Origin of the sequence: Variovorax sp. GrIS 2.14 (assembly GCF_046115955.1) — a bacterium.
GTDB lineage: Bacteria > Pseudomonadota > Gammaproteobacteria > Burkholderiales > Burkholderiaceae_C > Variovorax.
This window is the reverse complement of record NZ_JBJXIA010000042.1, coordinates 1-13,491: the sequence shown is the minus strand read 5'-3', so window position 1 is coordinate 13,491 and position 13,491 is coordinate 1. Positions and strand designations below refer to the sequence as shown.

13 protein-coding genes and 2 pseudogenes are annotated in these 13,491 nt (G+C 59.1%); 6 read left to right on the top strand and 9 right to left on the bottom strand.

The window, feature by feature from the left end; all coding sequences use genetic code 11:
* Window positions 1-231: hypothetical protein (locus tag RCH10_RS26165; RefSeq protein ID WP_409054645.1), on the top strand; the 231-nt coding region annotated here is incomplete at its 5' end.
* A 61-nt stretch (window positions 232-292) separates the two neighbouring features.
* Here the strand turns inward: RCH10_RS26165 and RCH10_RS26160 are convergent.
* The 4 genes from RCH10_RS26160 to RCH10_RS26145 form a co-directional block, all read right to left on the bottom strand.
* Window positions 293-499, bottom strand: a complete 207-nt coding sequence (locus RCH10_RS26160) for an undecaprenyl-diphosphate phosphatase (RefSeq protein WP_409054646.1) — start codon at window positions 497-499, stop codon at window positions 293-295.
* A gap of 282 nt (window positions 500-781) precedes the next feature.
* Entirely contained in the window at window positions 782-940 is a 159-nt protein-coding gene (locus RCH10_RS26155) for a hypothetical protein (RefSeq protein ID WP_409054644.1), read from the bottom strand.
* Between the two features lie 716 nt (window positions 941-1,656).
* Window positions 1,657-2,238 carry a cytochrome b gene (locus RCH10_RS26150; RefSeq protein ID WP_409054643.1) on the bottom strand — a complete coding sequence of 194 codons (582 nt, stop codon included), beginning with the start codon at window positions 2,236-2,238 and terminating at the stop codon, window positions 1,657-1,659.
* 136 nt (window positions 2,239-2,374) lie between these two features.
* Window positions 2,375-3,061, bottom strand: a complete 687-nt coding sequence (locus tag RCH10_RS26145; RefSeq protein WP_409054642.1) for a VIT family protein — start codon at window positions 3,059-3,061, stop codon at window positions 2,375-2,377.
* Window positions 3,062-3,253: 192 nt separating this feature from the next.
* On the opposite strand from RCH10_RS26145, the pseudogene RCH10_RS26140 reads away from it, so the two are divergent.
* Window positions 3,254-3,915: pseudogene (locus RCH10_RS26140) on the top strand (helix-turn-helix domain-containing protein); the annotation flags it as partial.
* A gap of 106 nt (window positions 3,916-4,021) precedes the next feature.
* Here the strand turns inward: RCH10_RS26140 and RCH10_RS26135 are convergent.
* The 4 genes from RCH10_RS26135 to RCH10_RS26120 all read right to left on the bottom strand — a co-directional run bounded on the left by RCH10_RS26135 (window position 4,022) and on the right by RCH10_RS26120 (window position 9,067).
* Window positions 4,022-4,738, bottom strand: coding sequence for an MgtC/SapB family protein (locus tag RCH10_RS26135; protein ID WP_409054641.1), 717 nt, complete (start codon window positions 4,736-4,738; stop codon window positions 4,022-4,024).
* Between the two features lie 17 nt (window positions 4,739-4,755).
* A complete protein-coding gene (gene mgtA, locus RCH10_RS26130; RefSeq protein ID WP_409054640.1) occupies window positions 4,756-7,539 on the bottom strand; it encodes a magnesium-translocating P-type ATPase in 2,784 nt (927 codons plus the stop codon).
* Window positions 7,536-7,859: a hypothetical protein gene (locus tag RCH10_RS26125; RefSeq protein ID WP_323501522.1), complete on the bottom strand. Its 324-nt coding sequence runs from the start codon at window positions 7,857-7,859 to the stop codon at window positions 7,536-7,538. The genes mgtA and RCH10_RS26125 overlap by 4 nt, the downstream gene beginning before the upstream one ends.
* A gap of 725 nt (window positions 7,860-8,584) precedes the next feature.
* Window positions 8,585-9,067: a hypothetical protein gene (locus RCH10_RS26120; protein WP_409054639.1), complete on the bottom strand. Its 483-nt coding sequence runs from the start codon at window positions 9,065-9,067 to the stop codon at window positions 8,585-8,587.
* 404 nt (window positions 9,068-9,471) lie between these two features.
* On the opposite strand from RCH10_RS26120, the gene RCH10_RS26115 reads away from it, so the two are divergent.
* Window positions 9,472-9,951 carry a hypothetical protein gene (locus tag RCH10_RS26115; protein ID WP_409054647.1) on the top strand — a complete coding sequence of 160 codons (480 nt, stop codon included), beginning with the start codon at window positions 9,472-9,474 and terminating at the stop codon, window positions 9,949-9,951.
* Window positions 9,952-10,024: 73 nt separating this feature from the next.
* Window positions 10,025-10,310 (top strand): annotated as a pseudogene (locus RCH10_RS26110) (IS3 family transposase); the annotation flags it as partial.
* A 497-nt stretch (window positions 10,311-10,807) separates the two neighbouring features.
* Here the strand turns inward: RCH10_RS26110 and RCH10_RS26105 are convergent.
* Window positions 10,808-11,203, bottom strand: coding sequence for a hypothetical protein (locus tag RCH10_RS26105; RefSeq protein ID WP_409054638.1), 396 nt, complete (start codon window positions 11,201-11,203; stop codon window positions 10,808-10,810).
* 729 nt (window positions 11,204-11,932) lie between these two features.
* Between RCH10_RS26105 and RCH10_RS26100 the strand changes: the two genes are divergently transcribed.
* Window positions 11,933-12,373 (top strand): universal stress protein, encoded by a 441-nt coding sequence (locus RCH10_RS26100; RefSeq protein ID WP_409054637.1) that lies wholly within the window; start codon window positions 11,933-11,935, stop codon window positions 12,371-12,373.
* Window positions 12,374-12,610: 237 nt separating this feature from the next.
* The coding region (locus RCH10_RS26095; protein ID WP_409054636.1) for a glutamate decarboxylase at window positions 12,611-13,491 on the top strand (881 nt) is incomplete at its 3' end.

Below are 13,491 nucleotides of genomic sequence, written 5' to 3'. Positions count from 1 at the left end.
GATGCCAAAGTGGCCTACGCGATCGATGCAAAAACGCAGATCGGTTTTGAAACCTACAACGAACTGGGGCCGCTTCGACACCTCGATTCCTTGAGCAAAAACAGCAAGACCTTGTTTGCTGTTGTCGATCATGAATTCACCGGCTTCGACGTGAACCTGGGCATCGGCAAAGGCATCACCAAAGAGGCCGATAAATGGTTAGTCAAGCTTATTGTTGGTACCCATTTCTGAGCCCACGACTCGCTTGAGCAGCTGCAGAAGTAGCAATCCGACGAGGCTGGTCAGCGCAGTCCTAATCACAACGTTGATCGCGTTCGACCGGAATGCCTGAAGCGAAACTGAAGTATGTGGTTTCCCACGATCTCCAGTAATGCGCAACTACGGCAAACATCGTGCCGGTTTGGAGCATGACCAGCAGCAGGTTCATTTGAGGCGAAGTTGGATCGAGACCCATGATCTTCTCTGCCACGATTACATGCGCGGAACTGGAGACGGGCAGCAGTTTGGCTGCGCCTTGTATGAGAGAAATAACAATGATCTGGAGCAGGTTCGTAGGTGTGAAATCATTGTTAGGTTCGCGGCAAGACTCGGCATGGATGAACCAAAAAGTCGGGTCGTTGGTTGTTTAAACTGCGCGCCGGGTCGCTTCGGGCTGCTTGTCGCAAAAGAGCGCATTTCGTGTGGGCGCGTGGCGGCATCATCATCGACGACGCAGCGCTGCAGGGTTGGAACCACTTCCGCCGCAGACCAGGATGCGGTCAAAGGCGAACCTTGCGACGATTCAGCGTGATTGGAACTGCAGGACGTCGTTCGCGCAGCGCACATTGGCAGCGCGGGTCAGCGACTGGTCGTTCAAGTCGCCAATCTGGTTGGGATGGACGTTATGCTGGTTCGGCAATTGGGCCAGCATCTTGTCGTCTCGAACAGCGGAAAGCGCCATCAGTGCGCAAGGAGTCTGTCGAGGGTGTGCGCCGGAGTCTTCGGTTCTCACGGGCGATATCGTCGGCCTTGGGAGCAGTGACCGTCTCTATAGGACTGTCCGTTGTTGCGAGGCCAGCTCTCTTCGCTTTTGTGATCGCAGCCAACTTTGAGCTTCTTCAGCCTCTATCTGTTTTCGCGACAGAACCCCGGAGTGTGCCGCCGAGCACGGATTTGATCTACCGGTCGAGGATGGGGTAGGGTGGCTAACGATGCTCTTGCGATCCGGCAGGCGCCCATAAAAGACCTTCCCTAAAGGCTACCTCCCGTCCAGGGGCGTGAGTAGCTCGTGCTGTTCAGAAAGTCCAGGAGGATCGCGAGGGTGAGCCAGATGAACGTGAACGGGGCAACGGGCAGAGCGATCTTTGAACAATAGATCTGTCGTGCGGCAAGGTGATGAGGCCAGCGAACGCGCCTATCAACAGCAACTGAGCTGCGGTATCGGGCATTGCCGAGCTGCGCCGCACGAACAAACTCTGGAACCAACTGAGAGGAGATCGACCAATCACGCAGGTATTTGTTGAATGCCTCCGCGTGGCGCTGTTGACGCGATGTTGCAGTGGGCCAATCCTTTGAACGGCTACCAGAAATGAGAGGCAGGTCGTGAGAATCGGGTCTGAATCCAAAGTGGTGTCCAGACTTCGGCGTGCAGTTGGGCGCCGCGCTGGGCAAGCTCTCCTAACGACGGATTTCGGATCCGTTGAAAAGCATCCGCCGGAGAACGCCGTCCCGAAGTACGTAGTGGTGGTACAGGGCCGCACTGCCGTGCATACCGATCAGCGCAAGCAACGCCCACATCGCGTATCCGTGGATGTCGCCGGCGATGAAGCCCCATTCGGCCTTACGCGGTGCGAGGGCTGGGAGCGCAATAACACCCAACAGCCGCACCGACACACTATGGGCCGAAGCCGCGATCCAGCCGAGGAAGGGGCCAATCAGCAAGATCGCGTAGAAAAGGCGGTGCGTGGCGAGTGCCAGCATCCGCTCCCAAGTCGGGGCCGCCCCAGGCGCAACGGACACCGGGCGCATCCGACGGTGTATGAGCCTGACCGCCATGACCACGAGAATCGCAAGTCCAAAGTTGAAATGCAAGTTGATCATCGTATCGAAGGGCGTATCGAGCTCAATTTGAGGCAGCAGCAACGCAGTCACAAATTGGCATGCCAGCAGCGCCACCACCGTCCAGTGGAACGCCTTGCCCGCTGCGTCGTAGGTCGCAGCCGTGGGCAACCTGTCCGAGGACAGTGGGCGGTTGCTCATTGGGAGAAACGGTGCGTCGAGGAAGTTTGAAATCGCATGGCAGGTTCCCGGGTTGAAAGTTACTCACCGATGTTAGAGCGAAGATCCGATGCTTGTGGTGCACAGGCCGGAATTTTGGGTCTCCGGTCGTTACGACCTAACTGATGACGTTGCCGAACAGCGCGCCGACTCCGTACGTCGCTGCCATCGCTAAGGCGCTCCAGAATGTGACGCGCACGACACCACGAACTACGCTGGCACCACCCGTCTTGGCGGCAAGGCCGCCAAGCACTGCCAGCGCAATCAACGCGGCCACGGCGACCGCAACACTCAAAGAAGGCGGTGGCATGAATGCCACGACGGCAAGCGGCAATGCTGCGCCAACCGCGTAGCTGAGCGCGGAGGCTCCGGCGGCTTGCAATGGCCGTGCTGTCGTTATCTCGTTGATTCCCAGCTCGTCTCGCGCGTGAGCGCCCAGGGCGTCGTGGTCCATCAACTGGTCGGCAACCTGTCGGGCCAAGGCGAGGCCAAGACCGCGTTTGACATAGATTGCTGCCAGCTCCCGACGCTCAGCGGCCTCGTTCTGATGAATCTCGGCGCGCTCCTCATTCAGCGCGGCAGCTTCGGTATCCGACTGCGACGAGACCGACACATATTCGCCTGTTGCCATTGACATCGCGCCCGCCACCAGGCCTGCTACAGCGGTAAGCAGAACGCTCGAATGACTTGCGTTTGCCGCGGCCACACCTATGACAAGACTCGCTGTCGAGACGATGCCATCGTTGGCGCCAAGCACGGCTGCTCGAAGCCAGCCGATATTTTTGATTTTGTGGTTCTCTTTCATGATTCGGTCGTGCTCTGTGCGGAGGTTTTAATTCTGGATGCTCTTCGACAGAAGACCATCTCGTGATGCGAAGGCCATTTGGATTGGTAACCAATCTCATTCGCCATTCGGAGGGGGCGACATACGGCGGATTCAACCGGTTGTCGCAACACCTTCAATCAAGGAGGTGCCATGGGAAGACCTGCGGGGTGGATGCAGAAGTTAACCGGACGCGTGGCGATGCGCTCGCCCGGTGCTCCTTCGCTTCGGCGTGAGGTGGAGCGGAAGTTCTGGAAGCAGATTGCCGCCGGAGTCACGAGCGAGAAGGCGGCCGAAGCCGTTGGCGTGTCGCAGCCAGTAGGCGGGCGTTGGTTCCGTCATCGTGGTGGCATGCCCTTGTTCATGTCCAATCCCATATCGAGACGGTATTTGTCATTCGCCGAGCGAGAAGGGATCGCTCTTGTGCGGGCCTAAGACTGCGGGCCCAAGACGTTGGAGTGTGGGAGATAGCCCGCCTTAGCGGACGAAGCCCCTCGACGGACTCACGGGAGTTGACCCGCAACGCTGCAACTCGCGGTGGCAAGCTCGAGTACCGGGCGTCGGTCGCGCAGTGGAAGTCCGAGCTGTTGGCCAGAAGGCCCAAGCCAGCCAAGCTGGTGATGAACCCCCGTCTGCGCCAATATGTCCAAAACCGCCTGGAGGGCAAGATCCATGATGCTCAGGGGCGCGATGTCGCCGGACCTCAGCAAGCTCCGTTCATCGGCCGCAACAAGCCTCACCGTCGTGACCGCAAATGGGTCAATGGCTGATCGCCGGAGCAGATTGCCCACAGTCTGAAGGTCGAGTTCCCGGATGATCAGTCCGGGCGCATATCAGAGCTCCGCCCTGTCACCGCGGGGTTGACAAGATTCATGCGCCAATCTCTCGTTGAAACTGCAACGGTGAAAGATCCGTTTTCTGGGGCAGTTTCAGCCGGCCGTTTCAATCCTCGGAACGCGCATTCCAAAATGCTTGCGATACCCCGGGCTCAGCCTCCATGGCCGTCATGGTGCGGTCCAGTTCTGAGGCCTCGACGGCAGTCGCATACAACGTCGCTTCGATTTCGGCGTCCCCTTGGCCGAATGCGTGCTGGTTGACGTCCCGCACCGGATAGTTCGATGCTTCCAGCAACTCGACCAGTCTTTCCCGTAGCTCCGCCTGGCGCGCCCGCTCACAGATGACATACACGGTGTAGGTGGCCTCGGCGAACTCCTCCTTCACCGGTTGGCGGTTGATGCGATTCACCACCGGTCGAAGCAGGGTGTTGCTGGCCAACACAAAGATCGCGGCAAGCACCGCCTCCCCAATCAGATCAGCGCCGGCACAAGCACCCACAGCGGCCGAACCCCAAAGCGTCGCGGCTGTGTTCAAGCCGGTCACATTCGCACCTTCCTTCATGATCGCTCCAGCACCCAGGAACCCGATGCCCGACACAACGTAAGCCACCACGTGCACCGCACCTTCATGGCCGTTGAGCCGGTTGGCAAGCACCACGAACGCAGCCGAACCCACCGCGACCAGTGTGTTAGTGCGCAATCCAGCCGTGCGCTGACGTACCTGTCGCTCGAATCCGATGACGCCGCCGAGCAGGAAAGCCACCGTCAGGCTGATCGCCGAATCAACCAGGGCGAGCAAATGGAATTGTTCAAAGGCCTGCATCGAATTTCCCGTGCGCCTCACTGCCACCCGAAGCGATGAATGTAAAAACGCTTCATCAGGGTGGTCAGCACGGCATAGCCCACCAGTGTGGCGATCAGCCAAGGGAAATAATCAAACGGTAGCGCCTGCAGCTTGAAGTAGTCGGCCAGTGGACCCATTGGCAGCAGAACACCCGCGAGCATCACGGCCACGGTCATGACCAACAAGGGCATGGCCGCTCGACTTTCGATGAAGGGCAGTTTGGGCGTTCGGATCATGTGCACGATCAGCGTCTGTGTCAGCAGACCCTCGATAAACCAGCCCGACTGGAACAAGGTTTCCTGCCCGGGCGTGTTCGCATGGAACACGAACCACATGAGCGCGAACGTCGTGATGTCGAAGATCGAGCTGACCGGGCCAAAGAACACCATGAAGCGCCCGATATCGCCCGGGTTCCATTTCAGCGGTTTCTTCACCAGCTCCTCGTCGACGTTGTCGAACGGGATCGCTATCTGTGAGATGTCGTACAGCAGGTTCTGCACCAGCAACTGAAGTGGCAGCATTGGCAGGAATGGAAGGAACGCGCTGGCAATCAGGACCGAGAACACGTTGCCAAAATTGGAGCTTGCTGTCATGCGGATGTACTTCAGCATGTTGCTGAAGGTGCGCCGCCCTTCGATCACACCTTCCTCTAGCACCATCAGGCTTTTTTCCAGCAGGATGATGTCGGCCGCTTCCTTGGCGATATCGACTGCCGAATCGACCGAAATGCCGATGTCGGCAGCCCGCAGCGCTGGCGCGTCGTTGATGCCGTCGCCCATGAAGCCGACGACGTGTCCGTTGGCGCGCAGCGCACGGACCAACCGCTCCTTGTGCAAGGGCGTCAGCTTGGCGAACACCTGATGGTCTTCCACGGCATGCGCCAATGCGGCATCGCTCATGCGCTCGATTTGCGGCCCGAGCAAGATGGTGCCGACCGCCAGGCCGACTTGCCCGCAGACGCGTGCAGTGACCAGCTCGTTGTCGCCGGTCAAGACCTTGACGTTGACGCCGTTGTTGGCCAAGGCCCGCAATGCCGGCGCTGCGGATTCCTTGGGCGGATCGAGGAACGCGATGTATCCCACCAAGATGAGTTCGGATTCATCGGCCACCGAATAGGTCAGGTGACTCGCGACGGTTTCTTTCATCGCCACCGCCACCACACGCAGGCCGTCTTCGTTCAGTTCACGCGTGACCGTGTGCACGCGCTCGAGCATGTGTGCATCGAGCGCCACGTCCTGCTGTCCTTCGGCGCTGGCTATCCGTACGCGAGTGCATACCGCCAGCATCTCTTCCACCGCCCCTTTGCAGATCAACTCGTGGTGATCGTCACGCTCGGAGACGATGACCGACATGCGTCGGCGCTCGAAGTCGAAGGGAATTTCGTCGACCTTTCGATAGTCCTGCGCCAGCTTCAATTCGGTCTGAAGTTCAACGTGTTCGAGCACAGCCCTGTCGAGCAAATTCTTCAGTCCGGTCTGATAGTGACTGTTTAAAAAAGCGAACTTCAGCACTTCGTCCGACGGATTGCCAAAGACATCGGTCTGGCGCTCCAGTGCAATCTTGTCCTGCGTCAGTGTCCCGGTCTTGTCGGTGCAAAGCACATCCATCGCGCCGAAGTTTTGGATCGCATCCAGGCGCTTGACGATCACCTTTTTGCGCGACAACACGACCGCGCCCTTGGCCAGGGTCGACGTCACGATCATCGGCAGCATTTCGGGCGTCAACCCAACAGCTACGGCGAGCGCAAACAGGAATGCCTCGGTCCAGTCGCCCTTGGTGAAGCCATTCACAAGCAGCACGATCGGCACCATCACGAAGGCAAAGCGGATCAAAAGCCAGCTGACGCTGTTGACTCCGGCCTGAAACGCGGTGGGTGCCCGGCTGGTGGCAGTCACGCGTGTCGCCAGCGTGCCGAAATAGGTCTGGTTGCCCGTGGCGACGACCAGTGCGGTCGCAGAGCCCGACACCACGTTCGTGCCCATGAAGACAAGGTTGCGCGCCTCCAGAACCGTCGCAAACGATGACTTCTCATCAGCGAACTTCTCTACCGGCAGCGATTCCCCGGTCATGGCAGCCTGCGCGACGAACAAATCCTTGGCCGTCATCAAGCGGCAGTCGGCGGGAATCATGTCACCGGCTGACAGGGCCACATGGTCGCCCGGTACAAGTTCGCGAATCGGCACTTCGGCGCGGGACGGCGGACGCCGGGCGTTAAGGTGGAGATCAAAATATTTTTCAGCCACCTCGGTCGCTTCGGTCCCGAGGTCGCGACGGATCACGGTGGCGGTGTTGGTCACCATCGCTTTGAGCCGTTCGGCCGCACGATTGGACTTGCCCTCCTGGATGAAGCGGATCAAGGTGCTGAGCACCACCATCGTGCCGATCACGATCGTCGCTTTCAGATCGTTGGTCAGGAACGACACGCCGGCCAGCACCGTGAGCAGCAGGTTGAAGGGATTTTTGTAGCAATGCCACAGGTGAAGCCACCAGGGCAAAGGCTTTTCGTGCTCGACTTCGTTGGGCCCGAAACGTATCAACCTCTCGGCCGCTTCGGGGGCACTCAGCCCGTCTTCGTGCGACGCCAGACGAACCAGCGAACCGGGTATGTCGTCGGTCGCGGCCTTGAGCATGTCGCGCGAGACATGCTCGGGCACCGCCTCAGCAGCGCCTCGACCGCCTACGGTGTCCAGCAGCGCACCGCGCCCGAACAGTTGAGTGGCACGACGGCGCGACAGGAAGCCACCGAACCAGTTTTTAAAAATGTTGTCGACGAAATTCATGGGATGCTCCTGGCGGTGGACGAGGCGACCCAACGTGCCGGAGGCAGGCATGGCGGCGCTACACCGCCAGACGAGTGGCGGTGCGCGACCTGGACGCATAAATCATGGTTGCGCAATGCAAAGGGGAGATGCCGCATCACGGCCATGCGCTGCGTTTGAAGCAATAGAGAAAGCGCGTCGGCCACCAGGCGTGGAGACCAAGCGGCAAGCCCATCGGCAAACGCCGCCGCACCGTGCAGGTCCAGCAGGTGTCGCAAGACAACGGGGCGGCGTTCGGCGAGGGCGGAACGCAGGTGAGTTTTGAAATCTTCGCGGGTCATGAGGAGTCTCGTTCAAGCGCACACGGCGCCCAACTCCTCGCGCGGTCAAGCGTTGAGGAAATCCTTGAGCGACGCCGGGTACATGGGCATCGGGTCGAATGATTTGGTCGCGCCGAAGCGCGGACTGGGGGCGGGGTCCATGGCGATCTCCGGGCTGTCGAAAGTTGAAAGTCCAGCTCAGCGCCGCTGGGGGACACCAGTGTTTTGGACCGACTTCGCCGCGCGCACCCGCCGGCTGGACCACAGACTCGCGTAGACGTTTGTCTCGGGTGCGGCGAGCCGGTTGTCGCTACTCAGCGCCGCGCCTGCAGTGTGGGTCGGCCTTGCGGTCGAGGCGTTGGGAATCTTCGAGAAGCACACGGGAACTCCTTTGCTTTGAAGGAGCCGTTTGCCTGAAATAGAGCTTAAGCCGCGTCTGCGATGCCGCGATGTCAGGCTCGGACTGACGATCGGAAGAGACCGTGTATTGGGATCAGAACGCACGCCGATCGGCGTGGTTCACTGCTGCGGCGCGGAGTCCCACAGCGCAAAGCATTTGCGTTAGGGAGCCTGGCGCGCCGCACCCGCAAGGGCACGTTTTCTATCGCTGCGACTTAAGGCACTGTCCACGCAAAGGGCTCCAAAAATTGGGATAGCGCATTGTTGCAGCGCAGCAGCACCGACGTCAACCGAAAAACCACAAAGCTTGCGCACTCGCTCAGCTGTGCCGACACCCCTTCGCTGCGTTAGCCTGAGTCAGCCAATGCGCTCGCGGGTTCTTGCTCTGTACTGCACGTGAGCGATGCCAGTATTGCGGGCAACTCACCACTGTCGGCGGCCCACTGCCTGACCACGATGATCTGCTGGCGACTGTTGAAGGTCGTCCGGTTGTTGAAGCATTTCTCGAAGCCCGCGCTGATCATCATGATCGGGGAGTCGGGATCGGCGAAGTTGTCCTTCGCCCTGGGCGCCAGGTTGTCGAAGGTACGCATGAATGTCGAGTCTGACTTGACCGCTTGGACCGGTGCCGGAGGCACTTCGTCATCGTGCTTTTGCTGGCGCGTTTGCAAACGGTGCTTGGCTGCCTGGATGGCCTTCATCCGCTCGTAGCGCGTCGCCTCGTGCTTGCTGGCATTGTTGCGCAACTCGGTACCGTCCCCAGCCATAGGGACCAGTTTGACCAGCCCGAATTCCCCTGCGAGCCTGACGATCGGCACTAACAATGGCAACAGTTCCTCCAGATGCAGGGCGCGAAAGTCGTATGGCGTGCGATGCGTTTAGAAGTTGCTGGCTGCGCTCACCCGAAACGTCACGTCTTCATGCAGCTTGTGGGCGGTCTTGCGCGAGTAGGACACTACCGTGGCATAGCCGTAGACGTGTACCTTGACCTTCATGGCCAGATGAAACGGCTGAATGCGCGAGCGCCCGCCCTCATACCTGCGCCACGCTTGGCGCTTACGGGGGCGGCGACACGATCACGGCGGGCGCAGGTGATGCCGTTGTCGTAGGCAATACCAACGGCAACGGCAACGGCAACGGCAACGGTCCGGGCACCGGCATTCATCCGAACACCAACCGCCATGCCAACGTCAGCGGCTCTGGCAATGGCGCAAATGAAAACGCCGTCTACAGCATGGGCATTTATGGCGGGGGCAACATGGACCGGGTTAATGCGACCGGTGATAAATGGGGCGGCACCACCGCCAATGGTCAGGGCACCGGCATCTACATCAACAATGGCGCCCGGGCGAATGTTGCGGGCGGCGATGATGGCATCAGCCTGACGGGTACCGGCGATTACCTCGGCCTGCTGGGCGGCGAAGGCTACTCCGTGAGCGACTCAGGCAACAGCATCAACACCTGGGGTTACACAGGCTTGACCCTCACCGGCGACGGCAACAATCTGGGACTCGATGGAATCGGTGACTACCTCGGCGTGGCAGGCAACAGGAACAACGTGTCCATCATCAGTGGCACGGTGAATCTACTGCGCAACGGCTTCGGCCGTCTTCTCGCTCGTTATTCCGGTGGCAATCTGCTTCCAGAACTGCCGCTTCACCTCACGCCGAAGCGAAGGAGCGCCGGGCGGGCGCATCGAGACGCGTACGGTTAGCTTCTGCATCCACCCCGCAGGTCTTCCCATAACAGCTCCATGATTGAAGGTGTTACGACGACCGATTGATTTCGCCCACTACCGCTGGCCTGAATGGCGGTAGCGCATCGCTGATGCGAAGGTGATTCGTTCGATGTCGCGCAAAGGATGCTCACTTGACAACGCGGCTTGTGAAGGCTTCTTCGGCCGACTGAAAACGGACCTGTTCTATCTGCGCAACTGGTAGTCAATGAGCATTGAGAAATTCACACAAACACTGGGCTTATACATCCGTTGGTACAACCAAAAAACGGATCAAGATCTCCCTCGCCTCTCTTAGTCCTATTGAATATCGCAAGAGCATGGGTCTCGCGGCATAACCAGTCTAGGAATTCCGCCGCACCCCCAACAGGTCAGTTTTCCGCCGACGTCAACACTCCGTCACTGGCTCCACTGCGAACCTGCCGCCTGTTGCCACATTGGCGGTGGCATCTTTAGCGGTTCACGCCATGCAAGGAAGCTCGAACAGGGTGACCAGGTCGCCCAACGTTCGGCACGCTCGGCCTACGCTGCGACGCTTTCAGCGCGCGCCCTTGTGGTCTTTCTGGCCGGAGTTCTTGTGCCGCCCTTCGACTTCGGTGGATTCGGCTTTCTCCCGTTGTCGACTCGCATTCACCTGCGGAGAGGGGTGGCGTTGTCCTGGTTTAGGTGGAGGGCCTTTTGCGCGCTGCGGGTTCATGGCGTTCCTTCCGGATGTCGGAGGCGCGCCGGACCATTCCCGCACGCTCTAAATCGAATTTACGCAGTTGCCGTCCCCCGGACTGTGCGCTGGCCCACACTGCAAGGCCAAGCCATGCAACCGGTCGTGCGCGCCTCCTTACCCATCCACGTAGGTGGGCAAGCTCAATGCCAGCGAAGTGCCTCCCCACCGTCCCTTTGCCAGCTGTGCAAAGCCCCCCGAGCTTTCGGCGAAATTGACCACTGCGGCCAGTTCGGGGTTTGTCAACACACACGTTCCGGCGCCGGGGAAAAAGGGAGAGGGCACCACCGGGCCATAGGCGCTGTTCGTGATTTTCACAGTCCCGAACACATCGAGAAGGGTGCCACCGGCAGGCCCAACCGTGGCCTTCAGGACCAGCCGCCCGCCGTGGATGGCAGCCCAGTGCGACGTCTGCGTCAAGCGCTGGAGCACACTTTCCAATCTGCGCCGGTCTACCACCCATGCAAGGCATTTCCGATCCACGAAAACGTCAATGAAGATGCGCGTGTCCATCGAGTGGCGCAGGATGTCGGCCAGTGAACAAAGAAAAGGTAGGACTTCCAGGCGGGTGGGTACCAGATGCCGCCGTGCGACAGCCTCAGGGTGGCGTGCGACGGGTGCGTTGGCCGGGCTTGGCCGAACGTGACCGAGGTCAGGAAAACCATCTTCACACTCCATTGGGGCTCCTTGGCTGTACGGGAAAGACGTCGATGGCTCCGAGCTCAGTGCGCCGCCTGGTACCCCGCGCACGGCGCTGACTACAGAGCCGATGTGGCATCGCGTGCCAGGAGCTTGCTGGGCGCAAAAAACGCTTTTATGTCGAACCGACTCCTGGGTCTGTGCGCTGCCGCACCAGTGCGAGCGGTATCGACTAAAACAGTCCGGAGCCAAGGCGATCTCTTGTCCGCTTTGAATGGGGAGACGCGATTGACCGTCTAAACGTCATCAAAAGCTAATGCCTCGGTGAGTTCAGGCGAGGGCGAAGCTTTGCGTTTCTTGCGAATTGTCAAAGCAATCGCCTCACGTTCGTAGCCGGGCCGTCCAAAGTTAATTCTGGTGCATAGGATCAACGCACGCCGAGACCAACCACTCAAGGTGTGCGTATCGGCCACCATTGCCAAAGTGGTTTGCTTACGCGTTGTATTGCGAGAATTCGTGAGCTTCGTTTCGTCTTTCCGAGCGCATGAAACCCTCACTTCATAGGAAACGAAAAATCATGAGATCAACACTCCGAGCGTCGCGATGTATCAACGAATTCTAGTGCCGGTTGACGGCAGCAAAACGGCTTGTCGCGGGCTGCGAGAAGCCATTCAGCTTGCCCAGATAACCAAAGGACGCATACGTCTTGTTCACGTGGATGACGAGCTCCAAGTTGATCCGCGCGACGACCTGGACTTGCAAGCCCTCGACGACGAATTCTCAGGCGTTGAGCCCGGTGCCAAACTTCTTTCTCAATGTCTTCACGAAGTCGAACTGAGTGGCGTTACAGGCGACGTTGTACTCCGAAAGGGCATTGCAGGCGTGGTCTATCAAGAGATCGCGTTAGAGGCCAAAGACTGGTGTGCTGACATCATCGTCCTTGGCACTCATGCACGAAGCGGCTTGCCGCGTTTTGCTTTTGGCAGCAACGGCGACGAAATCCTGCACTGTTCGAATGTCCCGGTCTTGCAGGTGAAGCTTTGATTCGGCGTTGCAATGTCTCCGTCTCCGTTGTCGTTGTCGTTTGTCGTTGTCGTCTTTTTACCCTAAGACTTAGCCGGCACTCAGACTAGGACCCACGCTTCATTACTACAGATCGACATCCGACCGGAAAAATGCTGAGGATCATTTCCAGGTATTCCGATCTGTTCCATCGACCACCTTAAAAAACACGCAGCGCAAGGCGCACGTGATGGCCTCCACTCTCCATCGAAAGCACCCATGGCACTCCATCAGACTATCGAAAATCATAACGGCTCCATCGAGGACATCTACTCCTCCGGTACTTCGGAAAAATGCCTTCCGAAGTACCGCTTGCCCGAGCACTCCACCGAACCAGCGACCGCCTACAACCTCGTGCGTGACGAACTCTTGCTCGACGGCAATTCACGGCAGAACCTCGCGACTTTCTGTACGACCTGGGTTGAACCGGAAGTTCAGAAGCTCATGGCCGACGCCCTCGACAAGAACATGATCGACAAGGACGAATACCCGCAGACTGCCGAGATCGAGAACCGCTGCGTTCACATCATTGCGGACCTGTGGCACGCACCCAAATCGTGGGACGCGCTCGGCTGCTCTACGACCGGTTCAAGCGAGGCAGCCATGCTCGGCGGGCTCGCACTGAAATGGCGGTGGAAAAAAATGCGCGAAGCGGCAGGACTACCGACCGACAAACCAAATTTTGTGTGCGGCCCGGTGCAGATCTGCTGGAAGAAGTTCGCACGCTACTTCGACGTTGAAATCCGTGAGGTTCCGTTGCGGGGCAATGCACTGGGACTCGAACCTGCCGACCTTCGCGAGTTCTGCGACGAGAACACCATTGGAGTCGTCGCAACCCTCGGCGTGACTTTCACGGGGATCTATGAGCCAGTGGCTGCGTTGGCTGCAGCACTGGATGACATGCAGCGCGATCTCGGACTCGACATTCCCATCCACGTTGATGCGGCGAGCGGAGGGTTCGTGGCGCCGTTCATCCAAAAGGATATCGAATGGGACTTTTGCATCGAACGCGTGAAGTCCATAAATGCCTCTGGACACAAGTACGGTTTGGCGCCGCTGGGTGTGGGCTGGGTCATTTGGCGCTCGAAAGCGGACTTGCC

Bases quoted from the DNA above. Each gene is read 5' to 3' on its own strand.
- RCH10_RS26155 (WP_409054644.1), bottom strand. From the start codon at position 940: ATGGCGCTTTCCGCTGTTCGAGACGACAAGATGCTGGCCCAATTGCCG.
- RCH10_RS26150 (WP_409054643.1), bottom strand. From the start codon at position 2,238: ATGAGCAACCGCCCACTGTCCTCGGACAGGTTGCCCACGGCTGCGACC.
- RCH10_RS26145 (WP_409054642.1), bottom strand. From the start codon at position 3,061: ATGAAAGAGAACCACAAAATCAAAAATATCGGCTGGCTTCGAGCAGCC.
- RCH10_RS26135 (WP_409054641.1), bottom strand. From the start codon at position 4,738: ATGCAGGCCTTTGAACAATTCCATTTGCTCGCCCTGGTTGATTCGGCG.
- mgtA (WP_409054640.1), bottom strand. From the start codon at position 7,539: ATGAATTTCGTCGACAACATTTTTAAAAACTGGTTCGGTGGCTTCCTG.
- RCH10_RS26125 (WP_323501522.1), bottom strand. From the start codon at position 7,859: ATGACCCGCGAAGATTTCAAAACTCACCTGCGTTCCGCCCTCGCCGAA.
- RCH10_RS26115 (WP_409054647.1), top strand. From the start codon at position 9,472: ATGGGCATTTATGGCGGGGGCAACATGGACCGGGTTAATGCGACCGGT.
- RCH10_RS26105 (WP_409054638.1), bottom strand. From the start codon at position 11,203: ATGGACACGCGCATCTTCATTGACGTTTTCGTGGATCGGAAATGCCTT.
- RCH10_RS26100 (WP_409054637.1), top strand. From the start codon at position 11,933: ATGTATCAACGAATTCTAGTGCCGGTTGACGGCAGCAAAACGGCTTGT.